The 14,454-nt window shown below is 35.8% G+C and carries 11 protein-coding genes; 5 read left to right on the plus strand and 6 right to left on the minus strand.

Annotated features, from left to right (window positions below; genetic code table 11):
• Nucleotides 1-12: 12 nt before the first annotated feature.
• Genes L8T27_RS20935 through L8T27_RS20945 form a run of 3 tightly spaced genes read right to left on the minus strand, consistent with a single transcriptional unit; the run spans nt 13 to nt 3,381 of the window.
• A complete protein-coding gene (locus tag L8T27_RS20935) occupies nt 13-837 on the minus strand; it encodes a triphosphoribosyl-dephospho-CoA synthase (RefSeq protein WP_237942760.1) in 825 nt (274 codons plus the stop codon).
• A 1-nt stretch (nt 838) separates the two neighbouring features.
• Complete coding sequence (mdcA, locus tag L8T27_RS20940) at nt 839-2,473, minus strand: malonate decarboxylase subunit alpha (protein WP_481858867.1); 1,635 nt, start codon at nt 2,471-2,473, stop codon at nt 839-841.
• Nucleotides 2,470-3,381 carry an ACP S-malonyltransferase gene (locus L8T27_RS20945; RefSeq protein ID WP_237942764.1) on the minus strand — a complete coding sequence of 304 codons (912 nt, stop codon included), beginning with the start codon at nt 3,379-3,381 and terminating at the stop codon, nt 2,470-2,472. Before L8T27_RS20945 ends, mdcA begins: the two co-directional genes overlap by 4 nt.
• A gap of 124 nt (nt 3,382-3,505) precedes the next feature.
• On the opposite strand from L8T27_RS20945, the gene L8T27_RS20950 reads away from it, so the two are divergent.
• The 4 genes from L8T27_RS20950 (at nt 3,506) to istB (ending at nt 8,356) form a co-directional block, all read left to right on the plus strand.
• Nucleotides 3,506-4,381, plus strand: coding sequence for a LysR family transcriptional regulator (locus tag L8T27_RS20950; protein ID WP_237942766.1), 876 nt, complete (start codon nt 3,506-3,508; stop codon nt 4,379-4,381).
• A gap of 185 nt (nt 4,382-4,566) precedes the next feature.
• Nucleotides 4,567-6,051, plus strand: coding sequence for an aldehyde dehydrogenase family protein (locus L8T27_RS20955; protein ID WP_237942768.1), 1,485 nt, complete (start codon nt 4,567-4,569; stop codon nt 6,049-6,051).
• A gap of 353 nt (nt 6,052-6,404) precedes the next feature.
• Nucleotides 6,405-7,607 (plus strand): IS21 family transposase, encoded by a 1,203-nt coding sequence (gene istA / locus L8T27_RS20960; protein WP_237942770.1) that lies wholly within the window; start codon nt 6,405-6,407, stop codon nt 7,605-7,607.
• Nucleotides 7,604-8,356 (plus strand): IS21-like element helper ATPase IstB, encoded by a 753-nt coding sequence (istB, locus tag L8T27_RS20965; RefSeq protein WP_237942772.1) that lies wholly within the window; start codon nt 7,604-7,606, stop codon nt 8,354-8,356. Before istA ends, istB begins: the two co-directional genes overlap by 4 nt.
• A 397-nt stretch (nt 8,357-8,753) precedes the next feature.
• Here istB and L8T27_RS20970 read toward each other — a convergent pair whose 3' ends face one another.
• The 3 genes from L8T27_RS20970 to L8T27_RS20980 form a co-directional block, all read right to left on the minus strand.
• On the minus strand, nt 8,754-9,218 hold the full coding sequence (locus L8T27_RS20970; RefSeq protein WP_237942774.1) for an Imm6 family immunity protein: 465 nt from the start codon (nt 9,216-9,218) through the stop codon (nt 8,754-8,756).
• 199 nt (nt 9,219-9,417) lie between these two features.
• Nucleotides 9,418-9,858, minus strand: a complete 441-nt coding sequence (locus L8T27_RS20975) for an Imm6 family immunity protein (protein ID WP_237942776.1) — start codon at nt 9,856-9,858, stop codon at nt 9,418-9,420.
• A 99-nt stretch (nt 9,859-9,957) separates the two neighbouring features.
• On the minus strand, nt 9,958-10,239 hold the full coding sequence (locus L8T27_RS20980; protein ID WP_237942778.1) for a hypothetical protein: 282 nt from the start codon (nt 10,237-10,239) through the stop codon (nt 9,958-9,960).
• A gap of 3,289 nt (nt 10,240-13,528) precedes the next feature.
• Between L8T27_RS20980 and L8T27_RS28950 the strand changes: the two genes are divergently transcribed.
• Nucleotides 13,529-13,705 carry a hypothetical protein gene (locus L8T27_RS28950; protein ID WP_481858874.1) on the plus strand — a complete coding sequence of 59 codons (177 nt, stop codon included), beginning with the start codon at nt 13,529-13,531 and terminating at the stop codon, nt 13,703-13,705.
• Nucleotides 13,706-14,454: the final 749 nt, after the last annotated feature.

Below are 14,454 nucleotides of genomic sequence, written 5' to 3' on the forward strand. Positions count from 1 at the left end.
ACACCTCCGTAATTAACTGACTAAAAATAGTGTTGCTGCTAATAAATCGGCGCTGCCTCCCGGCGATAGGCGCTTTGTTTTACAGTAATCAGATAAGCATTGGAAAATCTCTCTTCCCTTAGTGGTTGCGAACCCATCCCAAAGTAAAAATTCTCCTGCCATCGTTTTTATTGCAACTAAATCCGCCCAATCCCCACGGTGTAATATACATGTATCATCGACGGTTGCCATTAAAGCCAGCAATGCTTCTATTTGTGCTTCCTCTTCTGGCTTTTCTGCAGCCCGAGCTTTAAGTAAGGCAAGTAAAGATGCATCACGGATATGAGGGAAACCGAATTGTGCTTCTTCTTGTGCCCCCATAACTGCATACTTCTTTTTTACTGCCTGTCCATGGGTTTGATTATTTGGTGTGAACCTGTCTTTAAAGGAAGCAATTTCTCCTGCCGTTTCTAATATCTTAATAGGGTTCTTTTCCTCTGGAAGAGAAGCCTTTGCACTAACCAATAACCCCAATGCCCAAATCGCACCTTTATGTGTATTGATGCCATTAGTAGCAGAAAGCATCGCCTGCTCCCCTTGTCTTCCTATGGCTGCTATTTTCTCACGAAGCTTTTGATTCACAGGATGAAGATAAGAAACGAAGGCAATCTCTCTAAATGTTCCTTCTAATGCTTTTGCTGATTTCAGCATGAGTTCAAGGGACATATCAGTATGGGAGCCGTTATTGTTTGCATCTACTAACCCTGGCTTAGGGGTGAGCATTGCTTCATCGATTAACGCTTTTACTGCTTTGGAAGCTAATTCCTCTACAAGTGCTGCAGATTTAACTGCCAGCATATTAAGACCAGCTCCGGAATTTTGCAGGCGGCACGTAAAGACCTTCTGACCACTCTACTAAATCACTAACAGACCTTGCAGCAAGAAGAGAGCGTTTTGCTTGCTGTCTGGCAATGCCAAGATCCTCTGGATAGGCGACAATGCCTTGGTCTCTCAGGCTCCTAACATCTCTTTCTTTGCTTTCCATCCCTAAAGGCGTCACACCAGCAATTGCAGCAAGTGCTTTTTTCCGTTCTTCTAAGCTGTCAGACTTATAAAGATAAGCGATGCCTTCCTCTGTAATAACATGGGTCACATCATCGCCGTAAATCATCGTTGGTGTAACCGCAAGTCCTGACTGTGTTTTTACTTGAATCGCATCTAACGAATCAACAAACACCGGCTTTTTATTGGCACCGAATGTTTCGACCATTTGCACGACAAGCTTACGGCCTTTTGCCAGCTCATGCGGTTTTTCAATCATTTCAAGCCATGCTGGTGTTGCATGGCGGCGTCCGCGCGGATCATGGCCCATATTCGGTGCTCCTCCAAACCCGGCTAAGCGTCCTGCTGTTACTGTTGAGGAATTAGCTTGTGCGTCCATTTGCAGTGTTGAACCGATAAACATATCAACCGCAAATTGTCCTGCAACTTGGCATAATGCACGGTTAGAGCGCATCGAACCATCTTGGCCGACGAAAAAGATATCAGGTCGAGCTGCAATATAGTTCTCCATGCCGACTTCACTGCCAAAGCTGTGCACACTTTCGACCCAGCCGCTTTCAATTGCCGGTATTAATGTTGGATGAGGATTTAACGCCCAATGTCTAGCAATTTTTCCTTTTAAACCGAGCTGTTCCCCGTATGTAGGCAGCAACAGCTCGATGGCAGCTGTATTAAAGCCAATCCCATGATTTAAAGACTGGACATTATGTTTTCCATATACCCCCTTAATGGCCATCATGCCCATCAGCACTTGTAATTCGGTAATGTTTTGCGGATCTCTTGTGAAAAGCGCTTCAATGACATATGGCTTATCTGCTTTTACTACCACATCAACCCATGACCCTGGTATATCAACACGAGGCAATTCATCCACAATGTCATTAACCTGCACAATAACAATGCCATCTTTAAAGGCAGCTGCTTCTACAATCGTTGGTGTCTCTTCTGTATTATTACCTGTATACAAGTTTCCGTCCTTATCTGCTTTATCTGCCGCAACTAAAACAACATCCGGGATTAAATCAATAAACAGACGTCCAAATAACTCTAAATAGGTATGTATATCGCCAAGCTTTAACGTTCCATCTTCAATCATTTGTGCAACACGCAAGCTTTGCGAACCAGAGTAGGAAAAATCAATTTTTGAAGCGATTCCGTATTCAAATATATCTAAATGTTCAGGCATCGAGATGCTCGACATGATCATATGCAGCTCATTTACCTTGGCAGGGTCTACTTCTAACAGTTTCTTAGACAGGAATGACGCCTGCTTTTGATTATCTCCTTCTAACACTACTCTTGAGCCTGGTTCAATAAGTAATTCCATCAGCTCTACAATCCGAGAGGTGTCTACAAATTTTCCGTCCAGCAAGCGGCTTGCTTTATCTAATTTCGCTCGTTTTTTATCACGCTTTTGCGTCCATTTATTCACTCTGCTTGCTCCTTCCATTTATTAATTAAATAACATGTTGCTTCCAGACCGACTTTATCGACAGCGATTTGCCGTGTTGTTCCATGTGCTTGCTTAACAAGATTCGTTAATACATTACCAGGCGGCATTTCAACAAAAGTATCCGCACCAGACTCAACACATATCTCAGCCATGTCATGCCAGCGCACAGGATAGGCTACATTTAAAGCCAAGTCTTCTGCGATTTTATCTTTTTGTCTTATAACTCTTCCAGTGTGATTTGCCAAATAAGGAATTTTCGGATTATTTAAAGTAAATGTACCTACTAACTCCAGCAGTTCTCGTGAAACATCAGCCATTAATGGACAGTGTGATGGGATTGCTACTTTAAGCATTGTTGTTTTTCTGGCACCAAGATCTTGCGCATGTTTGAATGCTGTATGTATTCCTTTCAGAGTTCCAGAAACGGCAATCTGCAGTTCTGAGTTAAGATTGGAAAGAAACACAGGTGATGCTTGCGTATGTGAAAGTTCAACTGCCTTTTTCACTTCACGCTCCGTAAGTCCGCTGATTACACCCATTCCATAACCTTCTGGATATGCTTCCTCCGTTCGTTTTGCCCGCTGATATACTAGTTTAATAGCATCGTCAAAAGTCAATACACCAGCAATAACCGCTGCCGCAAATGCACCAATCGAATGTCCAGCAACAAACTGCGGAGTAATCCCTTTCTCCATTAACTCTCTCGCAGCAGCTACTCCTTTCACAAATAAAGCTAACTGCACCCAAAAAGTCGACTGAAAAGCCTCCTTATCATCACACAAAGTAATTCCGATACTCTCTTTCACCTGATTCACATAGTCTGGCACATCACTCAGCATTCCAGGAACTTGTTCTCCTTGCCCTGGAAAGGTAAAGACAATTTTCATGCTTTTCGCTCCTAAAAGTTTATACAATTCTTTACAATCTTTATTTTAATGTGTTTCAATAAAAAATAAAAATATATTTTCGGCCACTATTAATAACCAAATGGTTATAAGGAGATTATTACATATGGATTTACTGCAGTTAAGATATTTCCAAGTAACAGCAAAGCATGAGAATATCACCCATGCTGCCAATGAACTATTAATATCACAGCCTGCCCTCAGTAAAATGATTCGCAGGCTTGAGACAGAACTAGATATGCAGCTGTTTGATCGAAAAGGAAAAAATATCTTTCTCAATTCAGCGGGTGAAAAGTTTCTAAAATGGGTAAATCTATCACTCTATGCCCTTGAACAAGGCGTTTCAGAAATGAAAGACATAAAAAATGGGCAAATGGATACGATTACCCTTTATGTAACAGTCGGTTCGATGCTGCTGCCGAAGCTACTTCAGCAGTTTCGAACTAAGTTTCCAAAAACACGCTTTAATCTAACACAGCATACAAATAAAAGTATTTCCTATAATTTTGCCATCACATCTGAGCCATTAGAAGGTAACGAGCATATCGTCTTACTGGAAGAAGAAATATTACTGGGTGTTCCTATCTCCCATCCGCTAAGCCATTTAGACTCTGTTTCTTTAAAGGACTTAGAAAAAGAAAAGTTTATCAGCTTAACGAGTGGAAAACCATTGCGGCACACAACCAATAAATTTTTTGAACAAGTCCATTACGAACCAGATATTATTTTCGAAAGTGATGATCCAGCTACAGTTAGAGGACTAATTCAAGAAGGATTAGGCATCTCCTTCATCCCTTCAATCCTGTGGAAAAATGTCAGGCAGGATCCACTTAAACTGCTGCATATAAGGGAACCTGAATGTAAACGGACGATTTATTTATGTTTTCCAAGCGGGCATTCGTTTACCAATGTGGAGAAGTCACTATTCGATTTTCTCGTTGGTTTTTTTGAAGAACAGATTGATGAATCACAAGGTCATTGAAGCTTTTAACCTTCAATGACTTTTATTATGTTGAAATATGTAGATATTTATCTGTTAACTTACAAGGAAATGCTTGTTTTTGTCAAATATTATCAGAATTTTTATATAAATAAGTGTTGTTTCCTTATTTTCACAGTGTTAACATTACTTTTGTAAGCGATTCCAAAAAAATAAGGAGGAGTTAGATGACTCAATTATCTGGAGTGCTAAAAGAAAAGGTGGAAAGATTCCTAAACGGCCAGAAAAAACTATTTATTAACGGTGAATTTGTTGAAAGCACCTCACAAAAAACCTTCGATACATACAACCCGGCAACTGGAGAGGTTTTAGCAACTGTTTTCGAAGCAGGCCCAGAAGACATCGACCGTGCCGTCAAAGCAGCCCGCAAAGCATTCGATGAAGGCCCATGGTCCAAAATCAGTGCATCAGAGAGAAGCCGCCTCATGTACAAACTCGCAGATTTAATGGAAGAAAACAGCGCCGAGCTAGCCCAGCTCGAAACATTAGATAACGGCAAACCAATCCGCGAAACAACCAATGCCGATATCCCGCTGGCAGTCGAGCATATGCGCTACTACGCAGGCTGGTCCACAAAAATCGTCGGCCAGACAATCCCAGTCAGCGGACCATTCCTAAACTACACACGCCATGAAGCAGTCGGAGTTGTCGGGCAAATCATTCCATGGAACTTCCCGCTCCTAATGGCCATGTGGAAGCTCGGCGCCGCACTCGCAACAGGCTGTACCGTCGTCCTAAAACCAGCTGAACAAACACCACTGTCAGCCCTTTACCTCGCAGAATTAATCCAACAAGCCGGCTTCCCAGAAGGAGTCGTCAACATCGTCCCAGGCTTCGGCGAAACAGCTGGCCAGCCGCTAGTAGATCATCCATTAGTAGATAAAATTGCCTTTACCGGTTCGACTGAAGTCGGAAAACTAATTATGGCAAATGCCTCTAAAACATTAAAACGTGTTACATTGGAGCTAGGCGGTAAATCACCGAATATTATCTTGCCTGATGCTGATTTATCAAAGGCAATTCCTGGTGCCCTAAACGGGGTTATGTTTAACCAAGGCCAAGTTTGCTGTGCAGGTTCCCGCGTGTTTATCCAAAAGAAACACTTCGATAATGTGGTTGCTGATATGGCATCCCATGCTAAAAATATTCAACAAGGCGCTGGTATTCATGCAGATACAGAAATCGGTCCGCTTGTTTCTGTTGAGCAGCAGAATCGCGTACTTGGTTATATTGAAAAAGGGTTGAATGAAGGTGCACAGCTTGTAGTCGGCGGTAATAAACCACAGGAGCAGGGTTACTTCGTTTCACCTACAATATTTGCTGATGTGCGAGATGAAATGACGATTGCGAAGGAAGAGATCTTTGGGCCGGTTATTTCAGCGATGCCATATGATGATTTGGATGAGTTAATCAACCGAGCTAATAGCAGTGAGTATGGCTTGGCAGCGGGTGTGTGGACGCAGAATGTTGGGAAAGCACATTATATTGCGAGTAAGCTTAGAGCCGGAACAGTTTGGGTGAATTGTTATAATACATTCGATGCTGCTTCTCCGTTTGGAGGGTATAAGCAGTCTGGCATTGGACGTGAGATGGGGTCTTATGCATTGGAGAATTATACAGAGGTTAAGAGTGTTTGGGTTTCTTTAGATTAGTGTTAATTGTTAGTTTAGAAGGTACTGGGGTCAGTACCTTCTTTCATTCTCGAATAATTAAGTGAATCAATATATAAGAAAGAGAAGTACCTTTAGTTAGGAACTCCCCTAAATTTCTTCTTTAGTATCTTTCTCTTTACTATTATTCAATATGAAACATGCTATGCCTGTAATAGCTAGAGGAATGAAAGCTTTATAAACCTCTGACAAATCATCTTTAATTGCGTAAACTACTAATACAAAGATTGAAACAACGACATATTGTTAAAGCCGATGTTAAAATCCTCAATATAGCCGGAATAAAATTCCCCATCTAAAATAGAACCATAGTTTGTTGAGAGGAGCTATGGTTCGTGAAGACAAGAGGGGAATTTTTTATGATTAAAGAAATGTACCAAAGAGGAATGAGTATTACTGATATCGCCAATGAGCTGAAGATGGACCGCAAGACGGTTAAAAAATACATAATGTCCGAAACCATCCCCACTGCTAGGAAAAGAAATAGAAGCAGTAAACTTGATGAATTTAAGGATTATATCAATAGGAGGATGCTAGAGGATCGGGTATTTAATGCAGAGAAACTGCTTCTCGAGATCAAGTTGCTTGGATATCAAGGTGGCAAAACGATATTAAAGGATTATATGCAGCCATATCGAGAACAAGCAAAAAAGAAATATACTGTCCGTTATGAAACCCTTCCGGGTGAACAGATGCAGGTCGATTGGAAAGAGGTCGGAGAAGTCATTTTGAACGGAGAAAAAAGGAAGCTTTCCATGTTTGTTGCCATCTTAGGCTATTCGCGAATGAAGTACGCTCTTTTTACTTTATCCCAGGATCAGGAACATGTCATGCAAGGTCTAATTAACAGTTTTAAATATCTGGGTGGGATACCTTCTACTATCTTGTTTGATAATATGAGGACTGTCACAGATGGACGTGATCAAGGGGTCATTAAATGGAATAAAAGATTTGCAGAATTCGCCTCTTACTATGGATTTATTCCAAAAGCCTGCCGCCCATACAGAGCCCAAACAAAAGGAAAAGTGGAAAGGGCTATTCAGTACATTATGAATCATTTTTATGTGGGGACAAAGTTTAATAGTGTGGAAGAATTGAACCAACTTTTAATGAGATGGCTGGATACTGTTGGTAACCGAAAGAGAAATGAAACAACCGGCTATTCTCCACAAGAAAAATGGACAGAGGAAAAGCTTCATCCAATAAATGAGAAGAAAGAATATGATACAAGTTATATTTCCTTTAGGAAAGTTCATTGGGACGGAAGCTTCTCCTATAAGGGAGAAAGTTGGATTCTATCCTCTAAGTACGCTGGAAAAGAAATATTGATAAAAGAATCTCTGGAGGGTTTAATTAGGATATTTTATCAGGGAGAAGAAATTAGTAAGCTACAGCGACGGAAAAAAGTTATTCCCTTCTCCGAAAAAATAACAAGGAAACAAACTGTCGTGGTTGGCGCCCCACAGCCTGTTTCCTTGGAAGTAGATACACGCCCCTTATCCGTCTATGATGAATTCACTAGGGGTGAATCATCATGAAAAAAGAGATAAAGGAGTATAGCCAAAAATTAAACTTGCCCGTTATTGCGGACCGATGGTCCGAACTGGCCGAACAAGCGTCTAAAGATAATGTACCATATTCACAGTTTTTATTCAGCCTTCTAGAGCTAGAAATCACTGAAAAACAGGAAAGAATGAAGAAAACCCTGCTGAAGTTTGCGAGGTTTCCTTACCGAAAAACGATAGATCAATTTGATTTTACAGCCCAAGTGGACATGGATGAAAGAAGAATTAGAGAATTAATGAATCTTTCCTTCCTCGATAACAAAGAAAATTTAATTTTTTTAGGTCCTCCTGGTATTGGGAAGACACATCTTGCAGTAGCTATTGGGATGGAGGCAATCTCAAAAGGAATGAAAACCCATTTTATTACAATGAGCGAGCTAGTATCCCAGCTAAGAAAAGCAAAACAGCAGGAAAAACTGGAGAAGAAAATAGTTTCCTTTATTAAACCTTCGGTTTTAATTATCGACGAAATTGGTTATCTGAACCTTGATACGCAAAGTGTACACTATTTGTTCCAAGTTATATCAAGAAGATATGAACGTGGCTCTATCATCCTTACATCCAATAAAGGCTTTGGAGAATGGGGAGAAATGGTTGGAGATCCGATAATTGCAACAGCGATGTTAGATCGCCTCTTGCATCACTCTCGTATCTTTAACTTGAAAGGTGATAGTTACAGACTAAAAGAGAAGCACTTGAGTACGCAAAAACAGAAGGACTGAAATGTCCTTCTGGGGAATTTTAAACCGGCGATTTTGAGGAAGTTTTAATCGGCCTTGACACATATAGGATTATTAGGATAAAATTCATTATAAATTTAGATTTATTTTTCATAAGTTCTTACTAATCACTCCTTCTTTATATCCAGATTTCAATACTTAACAAAACCAAATTTATTCATCATCAAATGTTATTTACATTTTTAATAGTTATAGACTCAATTAACTGTGTACACAACATTAAAAATGCTGTCATTTGCTCATAATTTAATGTTTTGTAGCGCTTTTAAAATACATAAATCAACAAAATAATCCTTTGTCCCCTATACATTAAATAGAATACTGCTCTATTTCTTCATAGGATTTACTTCATTATCCACAACTTCTATAAACATCATAACTATATCTCATTACAAAGAAGTTCAACTCTTTCAAGTAAACTTTCTGCATTTTTTTTATTATTTTCATCTATTAGGAAATATCCCTCTAGAAATTGCTGTACAATTCCCTCATCAACATTCTCAATTGGGGTTGGCAAATATTCTACACCCTTATTTTGATATGCTTTCCAACACACAAAAGAAACAGCATCTACAATACAGCCAAATACTAATTCATTTTTCTTATCTACTTCAACTTGCATTTGCATAAAAAGACCTTTTTCTTCTGTTCCATCGTCTAACAGGTAATAGATATCCTCTCCTGTGTGCTTTTTCTCTTCTAACCATTCCCATGCCACTTTTAAAGCATTGGTTACAGAATCATAATTGGGAGAAGTTTTTAAAATATCAACTACTGTTTCACTTAATCCTAATAAAAACGCAACCTGTTTAGCTGTATCTAATGATTTTAAATTATCTACCATTGTACGCTCCTTTCATTTAATTTGTTTTCCAGCTGAAATTATCACAATATGCAATTAAAATATAATAGCTCTAGAAGGTCGTTGCACTAATAACCTACTTCGTACCTCGTCTGCACCTTTTTAGGAGTGTTATCTAAAAAATGTCTTAGTCCATTGCTATCAGCAGCCTAATAAACATATAAATTAATAAATATTACGCTTAATCTAAAATTGATAAAAGTTGCTCGAACGTTTTCTTTATAAGCAGAGTAGAATCACCCGAATCACCTTTAACTTGTTTAATAGAGCTAATAAAATGTTCCACTAGTGTATCATCCACTAGGGCAATTGGTTCTGGAAAGTATTCTACACCCTCCTTTTCCATTGCTTTTCGACTTGTATAAGCAACTGTGTCAATAATACAATTCCACGCAGCACTTTCTTTCCCATTTTCGGACATCTCATGAATAATTGTGATTCCATTCTCTTCATCATCCAATAGATTATAAAGTTCATAACCCATTTCTTGTTTGGTTTTTACCCATTCCAAACTTTTTAAAAGGGCATTTTGTGAAAAGTCGCTTAAAATTTCTTTTGATAACAGAATAAAAAAGAGTACTTTTTCTTCATCTGATAAGTGGCTAAATATGTGTTTTTCCATAGTAATTCCCTACCAATCACTCAACTTCACTACTGCATAGTCTTTCGTAATTTTTCAAGTATTAAAAGCCGCCAACAGCAACTCCTTCACTATTCAGTCTTATCTCCAACGCCAATTTATTTCACCATCTGGATAAACAGCAGGAATCTCAATTTCTTTTTTATCACCCTGTTCATCAGCAATAAACCAGTTACTTTCATCTAACCATTCTGCATTAAATTGGTCTACTGCAAACTCATGGTCTTCCTTCGTAAAAGTTTCTAAGATTGTTTTAATTTTTTCGATGTTTGCTGCAGGTTTGAATGTTCCATATACCCAAGCACCTTCTCTATTGGCATCATGAATGTCACCTAGGTACTCTTCTTTATAGTACAACTTCATTCTGTACCTTCCCCTTCATTATCGTGATTAAAATGAATTGGTACCTCTTCTCTAATTAGGTATTCATTTTCTCTAGTTGTCCACTTCAAATTATCTGTTTGTAGTGATTGTATCTTATCTTTTTAACCTGTGAATGTGTCTCGTATTAGGCGTGAGCTGATGTCTTATACGTCGGAAATAATACGCAGGTAAAAAAAGTGTATAGGTTTCTTTAGAATAGTATATTGACTAACTCTTTACATTTAGAAGGTACTGGATTACAGTTCTTCTATTTTTAAAATTCACACTATCCCTCAAGGTTTATTGATTAAATAAGTTTAACTTTCACACTAAGCTTTGAGTTTCCTATAGTGTTCTAGTTTGGAATAATCGTTTATAGCTATAAGTTAATCTCACGAAGTGTTATAAAATGTTTGCAAAATTTTTTTAAATAATAGTAAGTTGCTTTTTAAAAACATATTACCATTCATTTTTTCTCAAGTAGTATCTGATAAAATATAAAAAATATCTAAAGCATAGTGGTTATCATAAATATGTTTATTAAGCGGAGGTAATGGGATTCATTTTGGAGGCTGTCAGTCATTTAATGACATTACTTTTTGTAGCTTATACGTGTTTCAAGTTCAACTCTTGATCTTCAGATGGTGACTAAATTAAACTATGAATAGAGGCATAATATTAATACTAAATGATATTTGCTTTATTTTTCAATTTCTCTTTGCAACTTTACTGATTACTAAATTAACATTATTTTTTCTAGGTTGTTGCATTCTACATGATAGAGTTAGGAGTTTTTTCAAAGTACTAAATTTGTATTTCTTATCTCATTCGTTCATCTTCTATTATGACAAATACAATTATTAAATCATTAAAGTAAAATAATAAGTAATTCAAGTGAAAAATCCACATGAATTTCTTCACTTAATATATATATCTTCATTAAATGTTACTGTTATTGTCTACATCTATTCTCAGAGAAATATAGTTTATATTGGAATGTTTTTATTAAACCTTCTTCCATATCAGCAAAAGGCAGAAAACAAAGTAGTACTCATTTCCTAATATCATTAAAACTAAAAACTTAATAGAACCCTACCCTTATATTACTATTCAGGGACCCTCGTAAGATATTTATTTTTAATTTTCTAGAATGCTGTTAAGGAGTAGTTTACACAAGTTCAGCGTAAAATATATTCCTTATTTATTTATAAGAAGTAGCCATAGGAAAACAAAGTAGAATATTGGCTTAATCACTTCTAATTGATAATAATATGGGCAAAAATGAATTTAAAATCCATTTTCAGCATTTTGAGTTATAATTTGCAGATCGCAGATCATTCATAATATGATTTCTATAATAGCATGATGCTATTCATTTTTATAATAATTACTCATATTTAACCATCTTAGAAATATAAGAATAAAAATACCCAAAATTAAAACAATGTTAATTCGCTATTCTTTATTATATGGTATTAGTTATAGAAAACCTTCCACTTAAAGCATTTCCTTTCTTTTTTAATAGTTACCATTTTAAAATATTAACACCAAAAAATGGACAACTTTATAAAGGCCAATTTTTTGAATTCCAATGGCGTTAAGTTACCTAGTTTCTCGTGAATTCAAATAAATCATTCAATTCAAATGCGAGTAGTGTTAGAGAGGCAATAGTGTTAATCCAATGATTTAAAGCGTAAGATTTTATTTTTTATTTTCGAAAATATCACTACGGGACCTTTATTACTTACCATTGCTTTACTAATTGGAAGTTTAAATTCGGTTGAAAAAGTTCTGCTTTACCTGGTAAAATCCCAAGCTCCTTTAGTTTAATATGTTTATTATACTAGCCTTATATTTACTGTAGTTATCCGATTCATTTTCTTATTACTATTATTTATTTTTTAATGTACTTTTTTGTTATTAGTCTTTTACTAAGAATTTGTATAATATATTTAACATTGTTTTTTTGCTGCTGTTCCAAATACTTAACCAGTTTATTAGGATATTACTTCACTTCAAGTTAGCGTTTGAGTGGCTATAACTAATTATGATAGGAATATCTTTTATATCAGTTTCTATAAGTCAAGGTACAACATTAAATAATAAATATTTCCCAAGAACATTCAGATTAGTAACTTATCCTAATAAGGTGCTTTAATCCTATCATCCATGGTCATCCCGCCATATACTTTTTATAGCTTCCGTAAGTATTGTACAAAAGAAAGTAGCGAAAAAAACTTCAGAAAAAGATCTGAGTAGATTCTTAAAAGCACACAATTATATAACTTACTTCCTAACTAATAATTTATGTCTTTTGAAAAATTTTAATAAAAAATCCATTTTTTATTAAAGAGCATAAGGAAGTATGATATCACTTTCAAAAAAAGTATTACAAATACCCATTCCTATTACGTTTCCTGTTAAATTAAGTGATATCACATTTTTGTACTGAGATATAGTGTAGATATAGCATAGATATACAGGAGATATACCCAAATATCTTTAGAGATATACTCATAATCGATTATTATATCTCATTATTTATTATATAGAATGATCTAATTCTACATTGCATCATACACAATAAATCCAAAATATATACAAATAATAGTGTCTCAGTATATTACTAAAAAGTGGCTGTTAACTGTAGAATCACTAATTTGTTTAAAATAATAGTAAAGTATTTCAACAAATTAAGATAGCATTACCAAAGACTATCCTTATTACTACCTTATACCTTAGATTGGGAAACAAAACGTATGTTGGACTAATTAATAATACTAAACCAAAAAGGATGCATCTTTTCAGAGTATGGAAAAGTATTTAAACTAAAAATTAATTATTACTTTTTTTAGTATAATCATGAAAAATATGATAACTATTTAGATTAAACCAATTGAATACTATTATTAAAAATTAATAATTCAATTACTCTTTATCAGTATCTCAAAGCTTATACTGAAACAACAATAAAGTTATCTTAGAAACATTAGTAAGAAACATTTAATAGGATAGTTATATTTATTAATAGATTCATAACAACTACAAGATGAACTTTTAATATCTCGTTCAACATTACACCGAACGGAAAAGGATGGCCTACCCGTTAATCAAATAGGAAAATCAAAACGTTATGATATTGAAGAAATAAAAGTTTGGATAGAAGATCAACAACGTGGTATTTATGACTTGATCTTTAGAAAGGTTTATCATATTAATGAAATGCTAAAGCATTTAAATGTTCAATACAAGGAGGGATGTGGCGTCCTCTTCCAACTAACACGCATTAATCTTTTCGGATCATACTAAAGGCATTTATGAAGATAAGTGGATAATAAATGAGGATGGGGAAGAAATACTTTTATATACCGGAATTGGTCAAGAAGGAACTCAAGACATTTATATTGTCCAAAATAAAACCTTAAATGAATCCAGATCGAATGGTATTTACGTTTATTTGTTTTAAACATTTAAAACAGGCAAACATGTTTTAAAGGAAAAAGTTGAACTTGTGCAGAATCCTTTTACGGAGGTTCAAGCAGGCCGAAAAATACTACGTGTTGTAGGAAAATAAGTTCATTATATCAGAGGATTTATAAAGGATTAAAGAAGCAGCTAAAGAGAAAGAGGCTCAAAAATTTAATGACAAAACACTTTATAATCGAGCTAAAAATGCTGATCAGATAGGTCAACGCTATACAACTTACAAATACTTTTGATCATGACCCGTATGTTTCTGAAATGTTCAAACGTAGGGCTAAAGGTGTTTGCCACCTCAGTTAAAACCCAGCACCTTTTCTTGATAAAAAAGGGAGATTTTACTTAGAAAGTCATCACAATAAATGGTTAGATAGAGGTGGCGAATATAATATTTATATTACAGTGGCACTTGATCCACCATGCCTTAGAAAGATTCATATTCTGGATTCGGAAGATGATGTAGGAAAGTTATTGGCAGATTAATTATATATAAGCTAGAGGAAGAAATATATAGGAAACGAATCAATATAATATTAAATTTATTGGGGAACTTAGTTCAATAATTTTATTTTTATATCAGATCGTTTTTAAGCAATTTATTAAGGGGACCAGCCAAAGGTTTGCTTATTCTCCAATAAATTTGTTTCTAATACGCTTGAAATTTTTAATCCATTACATAAAGTCCCCTGAATTATATCTTTTCTCGATTTAACAAATTGGTGTTAGTATAGTTTT

The sequence above is a fragment of the Niallia sp. Man26 genome (genome assembly GCF_022049065.2).
GTDB lineage: Bacteria > Bacillota > Bacilli > Bacillales > Cytobacillaceae > Niallia.